The 19,756-nt window shown below is 43.9% G+C and carries 20 protein-coding genes; 17 read left to right on the forward strand and 3 right to left on the reverse strand.

The features are described 5' to 3' along the window. Nucleotides 1–3: 3 nt before the first annotated feature. The 7 genes from ACXAH1_RS08775 (at nucleotide 4) to ACXAH1_RS08805 (ending at nucleotide 7,058) form a co-directional block, all read left to right on the forward strand. Complete coding sequence (locus ACXAH1_RS08775) at nucleotides 4–1,479, forward strand: internalin (RefSeq protein ID WP_475196041.1); 1,476 nt, start codon at nucleotides 4–6, stop codon at nucleotides 1,477–1,479. Between the two features lie 244 nt (nucleotides 1,480–1,723). After that, the gene (locus ACXAH1_RS08780) at nucleotides 1,724–2,386 is read left to right on the forward strand and encodes a PKD domain-containing protein (protein ID WP_475196046.1); all 663 of its coding nucleotides are present in this window, start codon (nucleotides 1,724–1,726) and stop codon (nucleotides 2,384–2,386) included. Nucleotides 2,387–2,684: 298 nt separating this feature from the next. Beyond that, nucleotides 2,685–3,425, forward strand: coding sequence for a hypothetical protein (locus ACXAH1_RS08785; RefSeq protein WP_475196050.1), 741 nt, complete (start codon nucleotides 2,685–2,687; stop codon nucleotides 3,423–3,425). Nucleotides 3,426–3,564: 139 nt separating this feature from the next. After that, a complete protein-coding gene (locus ACXAH1_RS08790; RefSeq protein ID WP_475196056.1) occupies nucleotides 3,565–4,398 on the forward strand; it encodes an ADP-ribosylglycohydrolase family protein in 834 nt (277 codons plus the stop codon). Between the two features lie 153 nt (nucleotides 4,399–4,551). Next, nucleotides 4,552–5,277, forward strand: coding sequence for a hypothetical protein (locus ACXAH1_RS08795; protein ID WP_475196058.1), 726 nt, complete (start codon nucleotides 4,552–4,554; stop codon nucleotides 5,275–5,277). Nucleotides 5,278–5,472: 195 nt separating this feature from the next. Then, nucleotides 5,473–6,003 carry a hypothetical protein gene (locus ACXAH1_RS08800; RefSeq protein WP_475196062.1) on the forward strand — a complete coding sequence of 177 codons (531 nt, stop codon included), beginning with the start codon at nucleotides 5,473–5,475 and terminating at the stop codon, nucleotides 6,001–6,003. Between the two features lie 158 nt (nucleotides 6,004–6,161). Further along, a complete protein-coding gene (locus ACXAH1_RS08805) occupies nucleotides 6,162–7,058 on the forward strand; it encodes a hypothetical protein (protein ID WP_475196063.1) in 897 nt (298 codons plus the stop codon). An 89-nt stretch (nucleotides 7,059–7,147) separates the two neighbouring features. Here ACXAH1_RS08805 and ACXAH1_RS08810 read toward each other — a convergent pair whose 3' ends face one another. Further along, entirely contained in the window at nucleotides 7,148–7,339 is a 192-nt protein-coding gene (locus tag ACXAH1_RS08810; RefSeq protein ID WP_475196065.1) for an endonuclease V, read from the reverse strand. 56 nt (nucleotides 7,340–7,395) lie between these two features. Here ACXAH1_RS08810 and ACXAH1_RS08815 point away from each other — a divergent pair, with 56 nt between their 5' ends. From ACXAH1_RS08815 to ACXAH1_RS08840, 6 genes are all read left to right on the forward strand, one after another. Then, entirely contained in the window at nucleotides 7,396–7,905 is a 510-nt protein-coding gene (locus tag ACXAH1_RS08815; protein ID WP_475196067.1) for a hypothetical protein, read from the forward strand. A gap of 149 nt (nucleotides 7,906–8,054) precedes the next feature. Then, nucleotides 8,055–8,888 (forward strand): ADP-ribosylglycohydrolase family protein, encoded by an 834-nt coding sequence (locus ACXAH1_RS08820; protein WP_475196068.1) that lies wholly within the window; start codon nucleotides 8,055–8,057, stop codon nucleotides 8,886–8,888. Nucleotides 8,889–8,974: 86 nt separating this feature from the next. Beyond that, entirely contained in the window at nucleotides 8,975–10,033 is a 1,059-nt protein-coding gene (locus tag ACXAH1_RS08825) for a hypothetical protein (RefSeq protein WP_475196069.1), read from the forward strand. Nucleotides 10,034–10,392: 359 nt separating this feature from the next. Continuing rightward, complete coding sequence (locus ACXAH1_RS08830) at nucleotides 10,393–10,902, forward strand: hypothetical protein (RefSeq protein ID WP_475196071.1); 510 nt, start codon at nucleotides 10,393–10,395, stop codon at nucleotides 10,900–10,902. A 468-nt stretch (nucleotides 10,903–11,370) separates the two neighbouring features. Continuing rightward, the gene (locus ACXAH1_RS08835) at nucleotides 11,371–11,880 is read left to right on the forward strand and encodes a hypothetical protein (protein WP_475196072.1); all 510 of its coding nucleotides are present in this window, start codon (nucleotides 11,371–11,373) and stop codon (nucleotides 11,878–11,880) included. 183 nt (nucleotides 11,881–12,063) lie between these two features. Further along, nucleotides 12,064–12,963: a hypothetical protein gene (locus tag ACXAH1_RS08840; protein ID WP_475196073.1), complete on the forward strand. Its 900-nt coding sequence runs from the start codon at nucleotides 12,064–12,066 to the stop codon at nucleotides 12,961–12,963. 89 nt (nucleotides 12,964–13,052) lie between these two features. Here ACXAH1_RS08840 and nfi read toward each other — a convergent pair whose 3' ends face one another. Then, nucleotides 13,053–13,727 carry a deoxyribonuclease V gene (gene nfi / locus ACXAH1_RS08845; protein WP_475196076.1) on the reverse strand — a complete coding sequence of 225 codons (675 nt, stop codon included), beginning with the start codon at nucleotides 13,725–13,727 and terminating at the stop codon, nucleotides 13,053–13,055. Nucleotides 13,728–13,949: 222 nt separating this feature from the next. On the opposite strand from nfi, the gene ACXAH1_RS08850 reads away from it, so the two are divergent. Both ACXAH1_RS08850 and ACXAH1_RS08855 read left to right on the forward strand, forming a co-directional pair. Continuing rightward, entirely contained in the window at nucleotides 13,950–14,783 is an 834-nt protein-coding gene (locus ACXAH1_RS08850) for an ADP-ribosylglycohydrolase family protein (RefSeq protein WP_475196077.1), read from the forward strand. A 32-nt stretch (nucleotides 14,784–14,815) separates the two neighbouring features. After that, complete coding sequence (locus ACXAH1_RS08855) at nucleotides 14,816–15,715, forward strand: hypothetical protein (RefSeq protein ID WP_475196079.1); 900 nt, start codon at nucleotides 14,816–14,818, stop codon at nucleotides 15,713–15,715. A gap of 196 nt (nucleotides 15,716–15,911) precedes the next feature. On the opposite strand, the gene ACXAH1_RS08860 is transcribed toward ACXAH1_RS08855, so the two are convergent. Next, complete coding sequence (locus ACXAH1_RS08860; protein WP_475196082.1) at nucleotides 15,912–16,631, reverse strand: substrate-binding periplasmic protein; 720 nt, start codon at nucleotides 16,629–16,631, stop codon at nucleotides 15,912–15,914. Between the two features lie 180 nt (nucleotides 16,632–16,811). Between ACXAH1_RS08860 and ACXAH1_RS08865 the strand changes: the two genes are divergently transcribed. Together ACXAH1_RS08865 and ACXAH1_RS08870 are read left to right on the forward strand one after the other, a co-directional pair. Continuing rightward, a complete protein-coding gene (locus ACXAH1_RS08865; RefSeq protein WP_475196083.1) occupies nucleotides 16,812–18,791 on the forward strand; it encodes a TonB-dependent receptor plug domain-containing protein in 1,980 nt (659 codons plus the stop codon). A gap of 266 nt (nucleotides 18,792–19,057) precedes the next feature. Then, nucleotides 19,058–19,729, forward strand: a complete 672-nt coding sequence (locus ACXAH1_RS08870) for a GntR family transcriptional regulator (RefSeq protein ID WP_475196085.1) — start codon at nucleotides 19,058–19,060, stop codon at nucleotides 19,727–19,729. The last annotated feature ends 27 nt before the right edge of the window (nucleotides 19,730–19,756 follow it).

Raw genomic sequence — 19,756 nt, forward strand, 5'->3', positions numbered from 1 at the left:
GATATGAATCCAATTTACTCTACATTGCTGGCGATAATGCTGGCGGCAGCGAGTTGCTATTCACTGAGTGCCGATACTCAAATGACGAATAGTGCTTTGACAGGCTCTGTCATTTCAGGGCTCATAAATGATCACATCGAAGTGGGCACGGCATACGACAGCCAAAAGAAGCGTTTTTTAAACGTGCGGCCAGTCAGTGGTGTTGTCGATGAGAGTTTTGGTAATACTGAGCTGCAGTTCAAAACCGGCATCGACATGGGTTATGACGATATGCTGAGTATTCTCAATGGCAGTGTTGACACCAACGTGAACTTTCCTGTGGTGCGTGTCTCTGCGGGGGCTTCGCTTGCCAAAGAAATGGCATCCAGCACTTATTCAAGCTCTTACACATTTAGTGCGTCCAGCACGCCAAAGAAACGTTTGTTTTTGCCTGTGAACCAGAATACAGGATATACCCTGTCACAAGCTGGGCAGAGTATTGCGAACAACTACCAGAGCAAATTACAAACATTGGCAGGCGATGAGTTTGTCACTGGTATTGAGTATGGTGCAAATGTGCTGGTTAACTTAAAGATTGATTTCGGTAGTAACAAAGACAAGTCAGACATAGGCGGCTATCTGGATGTTGACTTGTATGGTGGTGTATTCAATGTAGGCGGGCAGCTCAGATATTTGCAGCATGACATAAAATCGTCGGTAAAAATAACGGTAAGAGCGGTACAACAAGGGGGCGACCCAAAACAACTGCTCACAGTTATACCTAACAATATCATTACCTGCTCTTTGGACAATCCAAAGCCGTGTTTTGATATGTTTTATGAAGCGGTTAAATATGCAAAATCTGGATTCACGAGCCAACTGACCTCACTCAGTGATTACAATGTCGTTCGCTATTATACAACTCGCTACGACAAATCATCACTGGCATTGCGCGCATTGGTGCCAGACTACCAGATAGTCAGAAATGCAACTAAATGGCTGATCACTGAGCTTGAAGATGACTTTAAGCAAGCCATTCTGGATGAGCAAAGAGCAACTAACCTGCTCAACAGCTATTATGCTTATTTGCCTGAGGCACAGCGCCTGGCAGTGGAGCGTATCAAAGTACTTGCCTATGACAATGCCTGGTTTTCTTTCCATGCTGCCAAATATTGCCGGGATAACCCCTTCGGTTATGCCTGTGAAAATAAGGTACAGGAAATGAAAAACGCCTGTGTTCAACGAGGTAAATCTTGCCCCGCCAGCTACGATATAACGGATTTACAGTTACCCACTAGTGACGGCCAGGATTGGAAGCAGTGTGAGCTTGCCCGGCAAGAGGCCGTTCGTGCTGGCGTTGTTTCTGGAGAGGACAGCGTAAGATATAGAAATATGAGGTGGGCACCTACCTTCATAGACGTCAGTGCGCCAGCGCGAGGGATCTTGAACTGGCGGTTGTGTGAGGCCGCTTTAAGTACCTATGGTGTTGCATTTCAGTAGTAGGACAAAAGCGTATGCCTGATTTCAGGTATACGCTTTTAGGCAAAGTTACCGTCGGGCACTGAACTTAGACCTAATACAAGTGAATACATTTACACATCGTAAGTAGTACTATTGGATGGATAAGTTAGCGTGTTATATTTTATTTTTTAACGATTATGTTACAATGAACGCCGTCATACGCAGGCTCATCAATGAAGTTTTGATGTTACGTATGGCTCAATATCACTATCAGGGAGTGACTATGTACAAAGTAATGACTGGCCTTTTATTTCTAATAACTTGCACTGTATCTGCGAGTGATGCTCAGTACTTCTGGCGGTTTGGTGATGGTTCGGTATCTCACGAGGCAGAGCCCGAACATGAGTACGCGCAACCCGGCATTTATACAGTGACCCGAGAAGTGTATCAGGACGGAAAACTGTTGGAATCTTCCCAAAAGCAAGTTGATCTTATTTCTCCAAAAATTGTTGGGCTGGTTATTTTGCAACCTGATGCAGTCGTGCTAGGTCAGAATGTAGAGTTTCTGGCAAATCTCACATCCAGTGAGCCGCTAGACTTACACTATCAATGGCATGTTGCCGGTGAGCCGATAACATCGCAGGCAGATACTGGCAAGTTAACAACCCAGTTTGCTGAGCTGGGAAACGTTGAGTTATCAGTTGATGCAATGTGGCAGCAAACCACGGTTTCCAGTGCAAGCGTTCAGTTGCAAGTTGTAGAAGCTGATAACAACAATGAAAAGCCCGGAAACGGTGATGGCAACAGCGATAATGGCAATAAATCACCAGGTACTGATAACGGCAATACTCAAGGTGGTGGCTCAGGTGGTAGTCTGAGTTTCTTGGTTTGCTTGATGGCTGGTACATTCTTACGCCGCAAACTTTTTGGCAATAAGGTGAGCTGAACGTTTTTAGCCGCCGCAGTTTGCACTATGCATGGCAGCGAAGGCTGCCTGCAAGCTCACCTGGTACATGATCTGGACATGAATTATCCAAGCCCTCCTAACATCCAACCGCATTAATACATATCCAACTGAAGGAACTAAACCTGGCGATAGCTGTGCTAATAACTCTTGTTTAAAATAACTACACCTCAACTCATTAGCTCGCCTTTTTAGCCTCGCTAATATAGATGTTTGAGGTGACAAATGTACGTAAAGTTGGTGAGAATACACACATCTATATGAAGCAGGTGGATTAAGTATGATCAAAGGAAATGATAGAGTCAGTGCTTTAGAGCATCCACTAAAAGCTGATGATTTTGATTCGGATAAAGAGAACAGTCATGTTGAAAACGTTTATTACATAGATAATGGGGCCGTATACGTCGTCCAGGAAAAAGTAAGCCTTAGCGAAGGTGGCTACATTTCCAACTGGTACTGTTTTGAATCAGCCACTGGAAGGCACATCTCTGTCGAAGAAAGAAAACGAATGCTAATGCATACCCAGTACAACTATGACTTTGATAGCGAAATGGTTGAATGTTATGTGCATCTTAATGAACCAAATGGATATGAAACAGTGCAATGTCGGGTGTTGGACCTAAATGGTATTGAAATAGGTTCAATGGGCTTATCACAAAATCACTTTAAGTTTGATTATGATGGAGCTAGAGAGGAGATCCAGTCTGATGTCAACGCTATCAGAGAAAGCCTAAACACAGCTCCTGAATTTGAGATATTTTCTCAACAATACCTGAGTGCTGATTACAACACTAAGAAGCAATTGCTGGTGACGAGTTTTCGCCAGCATTACAGAGCAGTTGGTGAAACCGGGTTGGGAGAGTTATATGCGTTTTTGACACAAGAGGTATATGATTGCTTAAAAGTCGACCCTGATTTTGTTCCATTACTGCGGGAAATTGCTGCGGATCCGTTTCATCGACATGGTAACGACACAGCAGACGAGATTTTTCACGGGATGTTATCGAATATCAAAACCTGAGCTATGTATAGAAGCTAATCACTAAAATGAGCCGAACTAAGAAGGCGTGCTTTACAGCACGCCTTCTTGCTGTAAGCCATTTGAAGACAACTGAAATTGGCTTACTATTACACCTAAATAAAAATGAAGAGTGTTTACTATGTTGGTTGAAATGGCCATTGCCGATGCGTATGGTGCCGGATTTGAGTTTACTGAACCTGAGACTATCAGGAAATATAATGATTTATCAGGCTATCAGCCTCATGGTTTATCAGGTATTTCTGGCTGCTATACCGACGATACACAAATGTCCCTAGCACTGGCTGAGTTGTTGCTCAGCGATGAGCCTTGGCAGGATACAAGCATTGCAGCGGCATTTTTTAATACTTTTCACCGAGACCCCGTCCACGGTTACGCTAAGCGGTTGCAACAGGTCTTCCGCGCGGCAAAAACGGCACAAGACTTTGCTCGGCTAGTAAAAACCAACAGCTTTGGTAATGGCGCTATGATGCGTGCTCTGCCTTTGGGTTGTCTGGCTGATGAGCAAAAAATTATGATTAGGGCTGAGCAGCAGGCCCGAGTAACACACGACCACGATATTGCGGTTAACGCCGCCAAGTGTATTGCTCTGGCCACTCATGCTGGCTTATATAAAAAGGCAATGCTGAATACTTTGGCTGATTATCTTACTGGTTTCGGTTGTGTGTTTGATGCTCACTGGGAAGGGCCTGTGCGCGCTATTTCAGAAGATACACTGAGCGCGGTTTTGATGGTGCTGAGCCAGTCGCGCAGTTTGAGTCACCTACTCGAACTATCAGTCAACTTAGGTGGCGACACAGACAGTGTAGCGGCAATTAGTTGTGGTATAGCAAGTTGCTATGACGAGGTCGAAAAAGATCTGCCTCAGGTATTAATTACTCAGTTTGATCATCCTCATTACGGCCTTGAATCCCTGGCCAATATTGATTTGCGTCTTGAAGCCTTGAAGCGATAAATCTATTGGAGTAGAAGAAAAATAACATCGCTACTGGATTGTGTTGAAAGGAAACATAGTAAATGGGTGAGCCCAAAGCATTTGTGAATAAGCTGCTGGGTCCCAGAGACTTGGCACAGGTGTATTGCGTCTGTTTTCCAGTAAAAGATATTGATGAAACGTATTGGGAAAGGACTTGCACCGTTAGCTGGCCAAGCTAAACCTGCACCAGCCGTTACACCGGCAAACCGACATTATATGGATAAAGTACAGGTCAACTATGCCTATGATAGTTTAGGCAAATCTTGCTACGATAGACACTATGTTTTCAACAAAGACAGACTAAGTAGTTTAGGTTTTAGTATGAATCTATACTTTTCAGAGGTTTACCCTATTACAAAACACATCTCCAAACCGTTTAGAGGTGAGTGGGGTCCTGGAATATGCTATGAAGATGAATTTAAAAGCCAATTCCCATCTAAGGCTTTCTTAGGTGAGCTGTCTTTGTGTATCTATGAAATGCAGGAATTATGCTACCAAAACTATCGCAGTGATGAAGATAGAGGACGTCTTAGACAGGAGCTTATTAAGCTGTTTAATGCGGATAAGGTACATTGGCTGGGGATGAATTCTGACTCTGGGTTGATTGGAGATAAAAAGCAGGAAGATCCGGACTACAATGGCATCCAACCATACGCAGTAAGTGTTTGGGAAGAAGCATTTTTCGATGAAATTGAAAACAATAGTATTGACTCGGAAGAAGAGTACCACATCGATATGCTAAAACTCATGGTGAAGCGTTGCATGTGGGATGTACTATTTCCCGGTGAGACCTTACCGAGCTATACGGAACCCACATCGGGTGATTTATCGCTACTGGATTACAGTGTGATGAAATAATACTGGATCCATCTTGCATTTCTACAATGCCAGCTTTTTAGCTGGTCAAACTAAACCTGCACCAGCCGTTACACCGGAAAACCGACATTATATGGATAAAGTACAGGTCAACTATGCCTATGATAGTTCAACTAAATCATTGTACATTGATACAATGACTCCAACAAAGCAGGATTAAGGATTGCAAATTTTGTTATGAAGTATTTTTCTCAACACTATCCTGTTATTACACATATTTCTAAACCCTTTAGAGGTGGGTGGGGTCCTGGAATTTGTCGAAAAGATGAGTTTGAGAGAGAGTTTCCTGATCGGGCTTACTATGGAGAATTAACACTTTGCATCTATGATATGCAGAGTATGTTTAATGAGCTTTATGGTACAGGGGAGGACTTCGAGCGCTTACGTCAGGAGTTCTTTAGCCTTTTTAACGCAGAAGAAGCTGACTGGTTTGGCATGTGTTCAGAATCAACACGAATTGGTGACAAAAAGCTAGAGGATATTGACTACGGAATCCAGCCGAGTGCCATTTGTATTTGGGAAGAAACATTTTCAGAAGAAGTTCAATTATACAGTATTGACCCAGAAGAAGAGTTTCATATCGACATGCTAAAACTCATGGTGAAACGCTGCATGTGGGATGTACTATTTCCCGGTGAGATCCTACCCGGCTATACGGAGCCCACATCCGGTGATTTATCCCTACTGGATTACAGCATAATGAAATAATACTGGATCCATCTTGTATTTTGACAAGGCAAGCCTTTTAGCTGGTCTTGTCATTTTCACTGTATATTCTTCTATTTTACTAGCTCAATCTTGTTTTATGGTAAATAGGCATTTTCATCATAGGTATTTGCCTTTGTTATTTTGGGTAGATTGATAATATGAATGCAGCTAGTCATTTGATGGTGCTTTTTGAGGCGCTGATTCACAACGAAGCTGGTTGTTTTTATAACGACCAGCTTTTCAGCGGGGTCGCGATTAAGCATGAGCAGGGCCTGGTCGTTGGCCGCTTGGTTTATCGAGAGGGAGAGCTGCTAGGTGATTATGTACCGCCTTACCTGAATCAACCAGAACACGCGATTCTGGACACAATGCTGGAAAGTGTACTTGAGCCCATCTGCGTTAATGGTGAACCCTATTCCGGGATTGTATATTGCGTCTCAGAGAATGGCCATGTATGTGGTGAGAATGTATTTGTTGATGGGTGGGAAGGCCAGGGCACGAATTACCATGGCGATAGCAATATTCGTCGTGAACTTGCACTTGATTCTATGCTGGGTGAAGGGGATTTACTTAAAGAGATGTATGAGTGGGATGAATCGGGGGAAATTCTGTCTTGGGATGTGGCGTTAACAAATAAACTCAATGAGTCTGAAGGTAGTATTGCATTTAAAGTTGGTCAATCGAATGAGATATCTCATTTTACTGTTACCGGAGAGTTTTGCTTAATTATCGACAACAGCGAAAAATTGGTTTGTCCATATAACAAGGTGGTAGAGGAGCTTATCGGTTTTAATACAGGTTCAATCTCTGAGTTACATGTAGTGTGTAGCCAACTTATTTACGCTCAGCAAAAAGCGTTGCAGGCATTGATATCAGCATTGAAGCCAGTACGACTAGCGATGAGTCGTTATGAATGCAAGTGGAATGGGTTGATTGCTTTTGCCGCGAAAGAGGGGATGTCTGAGCTCGAGGTTGTGTCCGCATGCAGCGAACCAGAAATAGCTGCCTTACATACACTGATGGCAAGCCAATACCCACATATTAAAATGGTCTAAGTGGTGGCAGAGTCTATGCCTTCAGACTCTGCAACTCTTTGAATTCCTAATCCAACGCCCTGCCAACCCCGATTGCGCAGGGCGTATTGTTAGCCCTGTGCTTGCAGCGCTTTAAGCGCTTTGTTCACTTGTTGATCGGCCTGACGGGTTGTTTCAGGCAGACGGTATTTTGGAGTGAGTGTGAGGAGCCACTCTTTTGCAGTGCTCAGACTAACTTTTTCTCCGACGGAGGCATACATATACATTGGCTTATAGCTGTCCTGTGGTAGTGTTTGGAACACCGATACCATGTATTCAAGTAATACAGGCGTCAGCCCAGTTGATAAAGGTTAAGAAAATGCTTGGATCGAAGCAACACGAAATTCTGGAGTGGGTGCTCTCGGCTTTTATAGATTACTACGTACCAGGCGATTGTGAAGAAACACCAATTGGCATGATGCAGGAGGCGATTAATGACCATCTTCAGGCGTTTGATATTCAAGGAGGTCGTTTTAGAGTTGTCGATGCGAAGGAGACGTTGGTTAATGCTTATCAGGAGAGTACTGAGTTTTGGTGGCGCCTGAATTGTTATAGCTTTAATACTGACCGCGTCCCACATGAAGCACAACGCGAGCCTGATTTGGGCGTGCAATCCGCCAGTGTCCTTTTCTGGGTTGAATATTTTGGTTTAGGTAAGGAGTTCATGGATCAAGATAAGTTTGATGAATACTTTGATAAGTACCACCCTGAGATGCTCAAGTTGCTGGTCAAGTGCTGTGTTTGGGATGTCTTATTCCCGGGAGAAACCTTGCCCGGTTATACTGTGCCTACATCAGCAGATACATCGTCATTTGACTACACCGGCTAGATAGCGGGTCAGGTATTTGAAAGCCCGCGTATTGGCAGGTCTTGCTCTGATTAATTAGTTCAGAAAACAGGTTAAGTGGCTGACTGAACTAAAATAGACAATTATAACAACAGCTCATTAGGGCTGTTTAACATATTTAAGGAAGCCAGATGTTGGTTGAAATGGCAATTGCTGATGCATACGGTGCCGGGTTTGAGTTTGTTGCACAAGATATTATCCGGACACACAATGATCTCAGTGGCTATCGGGCACATGCATTGTCGGGTGAGTCTGCCTGCTACACTGACGACACGCAGATGTCTTTGGCTTTGGCTGAGCTGATGTTAAGTGACAAACCCTGGGACAGCGAAATGATTGCCGCTGCCTTTTACGATACATACCACAGGGATCCGGTTCATGGCTATGCCAAGCGATTGCAGCAGGCTTTTGCCGAGGCGCCTAATGCACAAGCGTTTGCCAGACTGGTTAAGACCGATAGCTTTGGTAATGGCGCTATGATGCGTGCTCTGCCTTTGGGTTATCTGGTTGACGAGCAAAAAATTATGAGCAGAGCTGAGCAGCAGGCCCGAGTAACACACGACCACGATATTGCGGTTAACGCCGCCAAGTGTATTGCTCTGGCCACTCATGCGGGCTTATATAAAAAGGCAACGCTGAATACTTTGCCAGATTATCTTACTGATTTCGGTTGTGTGTTTGATGCTCACTGGGAAGGACCTGTGCGCGCTATTTCAGAAGATACACTGAGCGCGGTTTTGATGGTGCTGAGCCAGTCGCGCAGTTTGAGTCACATACTTGAACTATCAGTAAACTTAGGCGGCGACACAGATAGTGTAGCGGCAATCAGTTGTGGTATAGCAAGTTGCTATGACGAGGTCGAAAAAGATCTGCCCCAGGGATTAATTGCTCAGTTTGATCATCCTCATTACGGCCTTGAATACCTGGCCAATATTGATTTACGTCTTGAAGACTTGAAGCGATGAGTTTAATGGAGTAGAAGAAAAATAACATCGCCTTTCTGGCTAATGGGTTGTATTGAAAGGAAACATAGTATATAGGTGAGTCCAAAGTGTTAGTGAATAAACTGCTGGGTCCTCGGGACCCGGCTAAGGTGAATTGCATCGGCTTTTCAATGCAAGATATCGATGAAGTTCTCACGTATATTCCCCCAGCGATGAAACAGTACACACAATTTATTACGTTTCTATCAGAGATGGGGGTAGCTGATGGCGGGTTACTGGATTCAGAAACTTTTTTGCATTTTCACCCAAGGCACAGTTTTCTTAATTTAATGCCTGTGTTTCGTAACTTTTACGAAAAAATACGTTGTATTGGTTCACTCCCTAGAGCTGGCTTCTATTTGCTGGAAATCTCTGATGGAGAGTATTTTTACTTTGATTTTGATAAGGAAAATCAGCATGTATATGTATATGTATATGTATATGATGATAAAAATCGAAGTATTCGTGATTCCGGCTGGGATTTCTTCACATATCTGAATACACGTTGTGCTGTAGATAAATCCAAACTTCATCACGCTAAACGTTGCACCCGCTATCGGGAGGTTCTTCCTGAGCAACTGCCAGCCATAAAAAAAGCGCCTACTGAGAAGCAAGTCTCAGACTTTCTGAATTTGATGAATCATACACAGGTCTTTCCAGGCATAGCCAACCTGAAAGGGTACAGTATGCAAGAGATAGCCAGAATGGAGGCGGTATATAATATTGAAGTGAAAGATGAGCTTCTTCTTTTTCTCTATACAATGGGTATAAATCAAGGGGGAGCGCTACCTCCAATACCAGCCATACACAATAATATGTCTTCATACTTGGATGCAATGACAGAGTTGAGAGAGTGGCTGGAAGAATTCGATAGGCCTGACTTGGCCGAAGCTGTATTTGCCTTCGATTTTGATGAAGAACTTGATAGCTTCTTATTTTATACGCAGCACGATGATGGTGTTTATTACTTGAACAGTAATGCAGACGAACTCTACAAAAAGTTCGACTCTATTTCAGATATGCTGGAAAAACGCACTAAAAGTATAGAAAAGTATGGTATCAAAGACCCAGTTGAAAACCGTGACTGTATTCGACTTTTCCATTTTGAAGCCGGTGCTCTTGTCTGAGATAAATTAGCCTCAAACTAGCCAGATACATTTATTTAGAATTGTGTGTCGATGTGTAGGCACACACCCCAAGCTAGAAGTTACATGGACAGCCCCCCAAACTGGCGTACATAGCGCTAACTTAAACTATAGTGGTGCACTTCAATTTAGAACACGGCCTTCGAGCTGGCATATGTTATGGGTGAGTGTCGCTCAAATTTTGCGCTATGGCTATAAAAAGGTAAATGGCCAAATGAAAAAGGTCAGTAACCTGACTAAAGTGGTTGTTCATTACAGACAAGATAACAATGGAACATGGTGCATCAATACCATGTATCTAAGTAATAAAGGCGTAAGCCCTGTACCGAGAGGTTAAGTGTATGCTCGATTCCAAACAGTTAGAAATTATTTATTGGGTTATATTAGCATTCAGAGATTATTATGTGCCTGGTGAGTGCGAGGAAACCCCAATGGGCATGATGCAGGAGGGCATCGACGATTATCTTCAGGGATTTGATATTCAGGGGGGCCGATATCGAGTCGCAGATTTAAAGGAAGCATTAGTTTGTGCTTATCAGTCAGATATTGAACTGTGGTGGCGTTTTAATTGTTATACTTTCAATGCGCAGCCTCCACTTCATAAAGCTCAAGAAGAAGATGAAGAAAGCGTGCAGCGTGCCAGTGTTTTTTTCTGGGTTGAATATTTTGGATTGGGTAAGGAATTTTTGGACCGTGAAAAGCTTGCTGAGTACAGGGACAAGTACCACCCTGAAATGCTCAAGTTGCTGGTCAAGTGCTGTGTCTGGGATGTTTTGTTTCCTGGAGAAACCTTGCCCGGTTATACGGTGCCTACATCCGCAGATACATCGTCCTTTGACTACACTGCTTAAGTAGCTATTTCGCGATTCGAAAGCCAGCTTATTTGCTGGCTTTTTTGTTGTTGGGCTGTGTATAAATACTCCAAACTGTCGTACAGAATGTATGCCGTCTACCGTTAGCTAATACTCAATGAATTGAGGGCAACAGATTATGATGATTAATTATTGCTAGGGTTGCGAGGGCACCCACCTCAAACTGGCGTACAGGATAGCCTATTACCCATACGCCAAAATTAGACTGGATGTCCTTGGTGTCTAGTGACAATGGCGTAGAAGCTTCAACGAGATCTATCAAGGTTTCATTTGATGCAGGCAAGAGCATGGGTTAGGGCTATAAAAAGGTAAATGGCCAAATGAAAAAGGTCAGTAACCTGACTAAAGTGGTTGTTCATTACAGATAAGATAACAATGGTACATGGTGCATCAATACCATGTATCTAAGTAATAAAGGCGTAAGCCCTGTACCGAGAGGTTAAGTGTATGCTCGATTCCAAACAGTTAGAAATTATTTATTGGGTTATATTAGCATTCAGAGATTATTATGTGCCTGGAGAATGTGAAGAAACCCCAATGGGCATGATGCAGGAGGGCATCGACGATTATCTTCAGGGGTTTGATATTCAGGGGGGCCGACATCGAGTCGCAGATTTAAAGGAGGTATTGCTTTGTGCTTATCAGTCAGATATTGAACTGTGGTGGCGTTTTAATTGTTGTAATTTCAATGCGAAGCCTCCACTTCATGAAGCTCAAGAAGAGGATGATCAAGGCGTGCAAGGGGCTTGTGTTTTTTTCTGGGTTGAATATTTTGGTTTGGGTAAGGAGTTCATGGATCAAGATAAGCTTGATGAGTACTCTGATAAGTACCATCCTGAGATGCTCAAGTTGCTGGTCAAGTGCTGTGTCTGGGATGTCTTATTCCCGGGAGAAACCTTGCCCGGTTATATAGTGCCTACATCAGCAGATACATCGTCATTTGACTACACTGCTTAAATAGCTATTTTGCGATTCGAAAGCCTGCTTACTAGCTGGCTTTTTTGTTAATTAAGTGTCTGGCTTATCATCCTCCAACTCAGCTTAGCGGCTGTATATTGTTGAGGTTCCATTTATATCCGTATAAGTTTATCAAAATTGTAGTGGTATTTTCACGGGTACAGAGGTTTTAGCGGTAAGTGAATGAACGCACATGGTTTAGCAATGGTGCTGTTTGAAGCATTAGAATGTAAGGAAGAAGGTTATTACTTTAATAACCTTCCCTTTTCGGGGGTGGCAATTACTCATGCTGATGGCCTGGTAGTTGCCAGATCTTTGTTTAAAAATGGGAAAAAGACAGGACAGTACGAACCTCCTTATCTGATAAAAACAGAGCATGCGATATTAGACAGTATCCTTGATTGTGTGGGTGAACCCGTTGTTTTTAATGGAGTGCCTTACACTGGCATCATATATACGGTTTCATCTAATGGCTGGATATCAGGGGAAAACGTATTTGTGGAAGGGCTTGAGGATGAGGGGGCAAATTACCATTATCATTCTAATATGCGTTATGAACTGTCTTTGAAATCAAAGCTAGGAGACAACCTGTCTATTGATGAATACTATGAATGGGATACCGAGGGTCGAGTAATCGCGTGGGCAGTAGTATTTGAAAACGCGAGGGACGAAGCTGAGTCAGGCAATATTTCATTTGCTGTGAATGAAGATCAGAGCCTACGTTATTTCTCCGTTGGAGGTAATTTCACGCTGGTAGCTGACAATAGTGACCGTTTGGTTTGTCCATATCACCATGTTATTGGCAATCTTCGCCAGCACAATTCACACTCTCTCGAGAGCTTTAGCTTTGGGTGCTCTGATCACGCACAAAAGCTAAAGCAAGAGATCAAGACGTTAATTGTGGAATTTAAGCCTAATAGCCTTAAGCTATATGATTTCTCAGGTAGATACACGGAATTTATACATTTTGCGATCGCGAATGGTGTAACACAGATTGAAGTGGTTACTTTCGTCAATGAGCAAGAAGAGTCAGAGCTTCACACACTGATGGCTCAGCAATACCCGCATATCAAAATGGTCTAAATGCTGGCAGAGCCTGTGTTATCAGGCTCTGCTATTTTCAAAGTACCCAATCCGCGTCCTGCCAATCCCGATTGTGTAGGGCGTATTTTTTAGCCCTGTACTTGCAGCGCTTTAAGCGCTTTGTTCACTTGTTGATCGGCCTGACGGGTCGTTTCAGGCAGGCGATATTTCGGGGTGAGTTTGAGGATCCACTCTTTTGCAGTGCTCAGACTAACCTTATGGCCGACAGAGACATACACAGGTTTAATGTTGTCCTGAGTCCGCAAAACCTCACCGATTACTTGTCCATCATCTATCAGCGGCACGCTGGCGCCGCGAGTTTCAAGTGGCGTTTCATGCGTGCCTGTGAGTCGTGTTTTACCACACCCTATGGTGGGAATATTCAGTACGACACCAAGATGACAGGCCAGACCAAAGCGCCTTGGATGAGCCAGGCCCTGACCATCACACACTATCATGTCTGGTTTGTGGGTGAGTCGTTCAAACGCGGACAGCAATGGCGGCAGCTCCCTGAATGAGAACAAACCGGGAATGTATGGGAAACGCACACTTTCGGTAACGACTTGTGTTTCTATGATCTCCAGTGTGCTGGCATCTAACACCACAGTGGCACCAACCAGTTGGTTTGTCGCGTCGTCATAAGCCACATCAGTGCCAGCAATGGTGGTGATGGAGTCAAATTGATCTTCACTGACAACCTGCGCTGCGAGTGCTTCTTGCAGTGCTTGAGCTTCTGTTTCAGAGTTGGGATGCTCTATTTGCATGTTAACGCCTTATTCTTTGTATTGCTCTGCAATTTTAACGTACCTTTACTCATTATTCATAGGGGGGTGTACCATAAATGGGCATACACGGTATGATGAAGGTTATCAAGAGAAGGTTGAGCCAATAGAAAGGGTAACTATTATTTAAGTGGCTGACTGAACTAAAATAGACAATTATAACAACAGCTCATTAGGGCTGTTTAACATATTTAAGGAAGCCAGGTGTTGGTTGAAATGGCAATTGCTGATGCATACGGTGCCGGGTTTGAGTTTGTGGCACAAGATATTATCCGGACACACAATGATCTCAGTGGCTATCGGGCACATGCATTATCGGGTGAGTCTGCCTGCTACACTGACGACACGCAGATGTCTTTGGCTTTGGCTGAGCTGATGTTAAGTGACAAACCCTGGGACAGCGAAATGATTGCCGCTGCCTTTTACGATACGTACCACAGGGATCCGGTTCATGGCTATGCCAAGCGATTGCAGCAGGCTTTTGCCGAGGCGCCTAATGCACAAGCGTTTGCCAGACTGGTTAAGACCGATAGCTTTGGTAATGGCGCTATGATGCGTGCTCTGCCTTTGGGTTATCTGGTTGACGAGCAAAAAATTATGAGCAGAGCTGAGCAGCAGGCCCGAGTAACACACGACCACGATATTGCGGTTAACGCGGCCAAGTGTATTGCTCTGGCCACTCATGCGGGCTTATATAAAAAGGCAACGCTGAATACTTTGCCAGATTATCTTACTGATTTCGGTTGTGTGTTTGATGCTCACTGGGAAGGGCCAGTGCGCGCTATTTCAGAAGATACGCTGAGCGCGGTTTTAATGGTGCTGAGCCAGTCGCGTAGTTTGAGTCACATACTTGAACTATCAGTAAAATTAGGCGGCGACACAGATAGTGTAGCGGCAATCAGTTGTGGTATAGCAAGTTGCTATGACGAGGTCGAAAAAGATCTGCCTCAGGCATTAATTGCTCAGTTTGATCATCCCCATTATGGTCTGGAGTATCTGGCCAATATTGATTTGCGCCTCGAAGCATTGAAGCGCTAAGCGCACTTATAAATTATAAAACTGGGAAAAACATGAATGCACAGAGTCATTGGATGGTCCTTTTTGAGGCGCTGACCCACAAAGAAGCGGGTTATTTTTATAACGACCAGCTTTTTACTGGGATCGCAATCCAACACAATAATGGGGTTGTGGTTGGCAGGCTTATTTTTGAGAAAGGTAAGCAGGTTGATGATTATACTCCGCCATATTTAAAACAAACGGATCAGGCAATTCTCGACACTATTGTGGAAGACGCACTCGAGCCTGTTCATGTGAATGGCCAACCATACTCTGGCATCATTTACACGGTTTCCCTTAATGGCCGGATATCAGGGGAAAACGTATTTGTTGAAGGGGTGGAATATGAGGGAGTCAATTATCACTATGATTCAAACATACGATATGAGCTTTATCTGAAATCAAAATTTGAAGATCGCCTACTTGTAAGTGAATACTACGAATGGGATTCTGAGGGTCAAGTAATAGCATGGGAAGTCGCATTTCAAAACTCCGAGGACGAAGCTGAATCAGGCAATATTTCATTTGCCGTGAATGAAGATCGGAGCCTACGCTATTTCTCAGTTGGAGGTAATTTCACGCTGGTAGCTGACAATAGTGATCTTCTGATTTGTCCATATCACAGTGTTATTGACAATCTTCGCCAGCATAATTCAATCTCTCTCGAGGGCTTTAGCTTTGGGTGCTCTGAGCACGCACAAAAGCTAGAACAAGAGATTAAAACGTTAATTTTGGACTTCAAACCTCAGTGTTTAACTTTATCTGATTTTTCCGGTAAGTATATTGAATTTATAAGTTTTTCGATAGCGAATGGTGTGACACAGCTTGAAGTAATAGGCTATGCTAGCGAGCAAGAAAAAGTGGCATTACACGCACTGATGGCATGCCAATACCCACATATAAAAATGATCTAAGCGATGGCAGGAAGAGCCAACATTTGCCTGAAATACAATATTTGTGTGGGATTAGTGAAGAGGGTTGTGTGACTTAGGCGCATTGGAATTCGCAGAATATCAGGTGAAACACAGATTAAACCTGTCCAGGAAGCAATACTGAAAAATCACACTAAATGGGCTAAATTTAAACCATCTATGTCCTGATGAGCTTCTCCTACTCAAAAAGCGCTTTACGATATAAGGGCGTATCAACCAACTGTTGGTAGGCGGTGCGAAGCCGAGCAACCAGCTCCGGATCTGTGGCTAAACTGGCTGCCAGGTAGCCTTTGATACTGAGCGGTTCAATATCCAGCACATAGCGAAAGTGATCGTCGGGCAACTTCATTGCCTGCGCCATAGCGCTGATATAGCGCGGGTCATCCACCACCAGGTCCACTTTGTGAGCCGCCAGTAAGTGGTAGGATTGTTGAATATCTGCGGTCTCGATGAATTCAAACCCCAGCTTATGCAATACCTGGGCTGCCACATCCTCTCTTTGTACGGCAAGCCGATATTGCTTGGCGTCTTCCAGTGTTTCAATTTGGATTTTTTGGGGCGATTGGTTTGTTACAAAACCGAGGTGAAACAGCGCTACGGGGCCAATCCAGTGAAACGATGTCTCTCGTTGTGGGGTTTTTGCCATGCTATAGATGAGCATATTGGGTTTGCTTTTGGCACTGTTCAGCGCGCGTGCCCAGGGATACATATAAAACTCCCCCTCAAGTGCAGCTGTCTCCAGAATAGCTTTTACCAGTTCGGTGCTTACTCCGGCGACCTGGTCGTTGAGCCAGGTTTGATTGGGCGGGGATAACTCAGTGACTACGGTGAATTTAGCCCAACAGTGAAAACTACTCAGTAGAGTGACTAGCATCAGGGTAACGACTGTTTTTACCATCAAAAACATACCTTTTAATCAACATACGGATAAAAGTGTAGCAGGGTCCGGTTTTCTTGCCTGATTATTAAACTTCCTCAGCAATGCGGCTCAGGTCTCCTCGCATTATTGCCAAAATTAAGCATTGCTTTGCGTGATCTCTGCTATATTTTCTAAGTACCTTATTTTTAGAAGAATTTCATGCTCAAGTTAGACGCTTTGTCATCTTATTTAGTGATACTTTCTGCCCTGATGTGTACTGACGCGATGGCAAATGATGATGATCCTGTGATTTTTGACATGTCGCTGGAAGAGTTGTTAAGTATGCAAATCACGACTGCCTCTAAGCGGGCAGAAACACTCCGAGATACCAACGCCAGTATTAGCGTAATCTCGCGCCAACAGATTGAACAATTTGGTGCACATAACCTTTTTGAAGTGCTTGAACGTATTGTTTCAGTTAACAGTAATTTTGGCGTACTTACTGCTATTACAACTCGGGGAAGTAAGCCCTGGACTGGCTTATTGCAGCATTTAGGGTTGTTGAATGGCAGGCCGTTTGGGAACTTGTCTGGCGCTCATAGCCTATATACATCTGTACCATTATCTTCAATTGAGCGCATTGAATATATCCGCGGGCCTGGCTCGGTACTATATGGCACAAATGCCTATCAAGGCGTTTTTAACATCATCACTCGCAGTGCGTCAGCTGAAGGTTGGGAAGTTGATCACGGCTTGACTTTGGGGAGTTTTGGCACGCAAATATACGATGCCAGTTATCTCTACAAACGAGGAGAGCTTACGAGTAGTTTGAGTTTACTGTATACAGATGTAGATGGATGGCATGCCAAAACATTTGACCCGATAACTCAAAACACCTATAGCAGGCAGGCATTTCAAACTGATAAAACCATGCACTTTAAAATGGACTATCAGGGGTTGTCTTTTTCTCACTTCAGAAATTTGCAGGATAGGTTTGCGAATTTTTGGGATGCGCCGCAAGAGAGATATATTCCCTGGTCCAAGCGTCATCCATCCACATTAACCAATTTAAGTTATGACTATTCTTTGAGTGAGCAATGGCAACTTAGCAGTCACTACACCAACATTAATAAAATTATGGAATGGAGCAGCGAAGGTATCGCTGATAGCATAATCCGCATACGTTCCCCGCTAAATATCAGGTTACTAGAATTTAATCTAACGGGTAATTTAACGGATAAAACGACTTTGCTCATTGGTGCCAACCATGAACACCGTAGGGTGTTTGGTGCAAGTACAATCCCTGATGCGAAAGAAAGATATGCCAGTATTTATGGGCAAGTAAAACATTTAGTGACGGACAATTTACAGGTTGAACTTGGCGGACAGTATGTCACCTCCATTCGGCTGATTGATGGCATTGATAATCAATCGAACTTTATCCCTCGCCTTGGTGTCACTTATCACCTGAATGATGTTTGGAGTATTAAACTGCGCCACGCAAAAGCGTTTCGGCACCCCTCTTCCGGAGAGCGCACGATAGAAACCCCCGGTATACAAAAAGGCACGCCGGACTTAAATTCGGAAACAATTAACACTACCGAGGCTCAGCTGTTCTATCAAACCGCAGCACAATTGATTAGTGCGACAGTATACAGAAGTAAAGAACATGACCTGATTTTAGTGAGACCGTCTGATGACCCCAATTTCGCGCTAGAAAATAAAAACAGTGGCGAAATTACTTCCTACGGTATTGAGTTTGAGTACAAGCACCAGCTCACTTCAAACTGGTATACAGAATGGTCGGCCATTCACCAACGGAATGAAGATAATGCGGGTATAGATAATATCAATCTATCCCCGAATAACAGCTTTAAGATAGGGCTGGCGTATCATGATTCTCAGTGGCAAGTCGGCACCTACCTGCTAAGCTACTCAAGATACCATGACAATATTGTGTTTGATCCTAATCGGCAGCTAATTAATCCGCCCGCAGACGGGTACGATTGGCTTACTTTAAAGGTAAGTCGTAAGTTCACCTTGAAACAAAACCGTAATCTCCAAGTGTCACTCGAACTCAAAAACCTGTTGGATGAACAAGTCTATCAACCTAATGACACGCCCGTATTTTATCCCCTCAATACTTTACCTGCCCGAGAAGGATTTGGTGCATTTCTATCTGTTAACTATCGATATTGAGCCCGTAACAGTCATTGAGGGATCTCTTGCACCATACAAAGAGCGTTTTTCCTGCGGGGTGTGCGCGACTAAGAGTGTGACTGTTTCCGGTTATTTAAACCGATTATCAAATGCGATGGCTAAGATTTACACTCATTAACCATAAATTTCATGAATACCCTCTATATTCTAAATTGTCGACAATCTACTGCGGATCAGGTTGACGTACACGTAAAGCAGCACTATATTGTCTACAACTTTTAACAAGACCGGAAGGCAAAGACATAATGAGCTTTATGCATGAAAGTGCCGTAACTGCTTCTGATAAAGCATTTTTCCGGCTTAGAAAAGAGATTGTTGAAGGTGATATTCCGGCTGGCTCTAAGTTGAGCGAAATGGAATTGTCGACAAAGTATGAGGTAAGCCGAGCGGTTGTTCGTGAGGCAATAAATCGCCTTGAGGCCTGCCATCTGGTTGAACGTCGTCCGAATGTGGGGGCCAGAGTGGTCTCGCTGAGCGAAGAAGGCCTGATGGAGTTGTATCAGGTGCGCGAAGCCCTCGAAGGCATGGCTGCACGTCTGGCAGCGCAACACATGCCAGATGAAGAGGTCGCCAAACTCAACAGCCTGTTGAACGAGCAGTTCGACGAAGTCAAAGGCGGCGAATCTTATTATCAGGAAGCAGGCGACCTGGACTTTCATTACCGCATTATTGTCGGCAGCCAAAACCAGCAGCTTATTGCTATGCTGAGCAATGGTATTTATCACCTGGCGCGAATGTATCGTGTGCAACTCGGCATGGCCGGGCCACGCGTTACAACGGCCTACGACGAACACAAACACATAGTGCGTGCCATCGCAAATCGGGATGCCGAACTGGCAGAAATGCTGATGCGCCGCCATATTCAATATTCTAAAAATAATATTGCCACCAAGTTAACCAAACAGCATCAGTCATAATCGGGGAGACACACTTATGAGTACAGG

The organism is Pseudoalteromonas sp. AWH4_217, from assembly GCF_056161105.1.

Excerpts from the sequence above, each read along its gene's own strand:
- ACXAH1_RS08775 (WP_475196041.1), top strand. The coding sequence starts at position 4 with ATGAATCCAATTTACTCTACATTGCTGGCGATAATGCTGGCGGCAGCG.
- ACXAH1_RS08780 (WP_475196046.1), top strand. The coding sequence starts at position 1,724 with ATGTACAAAGTAATGACTGGCCTTTTATTTCTAATAACTTGCACTGTA.
- ACXAH1_RS08785 (WP_475196050.1), top strand. The coding sequence starts at position 2,685 with ATGATCAAAGGAAATGATAGAGTCAGTGCTTTAGAGCATCCACTAAAA.
- ACXAH1_RS08790 (WP_475196056.1), top strand. The coding sequence starts at position 3,565 with ATGTTGGTTGAAATGGCCATTGCCGATGCGTATGGTGCCGGATTTGAG.
- ACXAH1_RS08795 (WP_475196058.1), top strand. The coding sequence starts at position 4,552 with ATGAAACGTATTGGGAAAGGACTTGCACCGTTAGCTGGCCAAGCTAAA.
- ACXAH1_RS08800 (WP_475196062.1), top strand. The coding sequence starts at position 5,473 with ATGAAGTATTTTTCTCAACACTATCCTGTTATTACACATATTTCTAAA.
- ACXAH1_RS08805 (WP_475196063.1), top strand. The coding sequence starts at position 6,162 with ATGAATGCAGCTAGTCATTTGATGGTGCTTTTTGAGGCGCTGATTCAC.
- ACXAH1_RS08815 (WP_475196067.1), top strand. The coding sequence starts at position 7,396 with ATGCTTGGATCGAAGCAACACGAAATTCTGGAGTGGGTGCTCTCGGCT.
- ACXAH1_RS08820 (WP_475196068.1), top strand. The coding sequence starts at position 8,055 with ATGTTGGTTGAAATGGCAATTGCTGATGCATACGGTGCCGGGTTTGAG.
- ACXAH1_RS08830 (WP_475196071.1), top strand. The coding sequence starts at position 10,393 with ATGCTCGATTCCAAACAGTTAGAAATTATTTATTGGGTTATATTAGCA.
- ACXAH1_RS08835 (WP_475196072.1), top strand. The coding sequence starts at position 11,371 with ATGCTCGATTCCAAACAGTTAGAAATTATTTATTGGGTTATATTAGCA.
- ACXAH1_RS08840 (WP_475196073.1), top strand. The coding sequence starts at position 12,064 with ATGAACGCACATGGTTTAGCAATGGTGCTGTTTGAAGCATTAGAATGT.
- nfi (WP_475196076.1), bottom strand. The coding sequence starts at position 13,727 with ATGCAAATAGAGCATCCCAACTCTGAAACAGAAGCTCAAGCACTGCAA.
- ACXAH1_RS08855 (WP_475196079.1), top strand. The coding sequence starts at position 14,816 with ATGAATGCACAGAGTCATTGGATGGTCCTTTTTGAGGCGCTGACCCAC.
- ACXAH1_RS08860 (WP_475196082.1), bottom strand. The coding sequence starts at position 16,631 with ATGGTAAAAACAGTCGTTACCCTGATGCTAGTCACTCTACTGAGTAGT.
- ACXAH1_RS08865 (WP_475196083.1), top strand. The coding sequence starts at position 16,812 with ATGCTCAAGTTAGACGCTTTGTCATCTTATTTAGTGATACTTTCTGCC.
- ACXAH1_RS08870 (WP_475196085.1), top strand. The coding sequence starts at position 19,058 with ATGAGCTTTATGCATGAAAGTGCCGTAACTGCTTCTGATAAAGCATTT.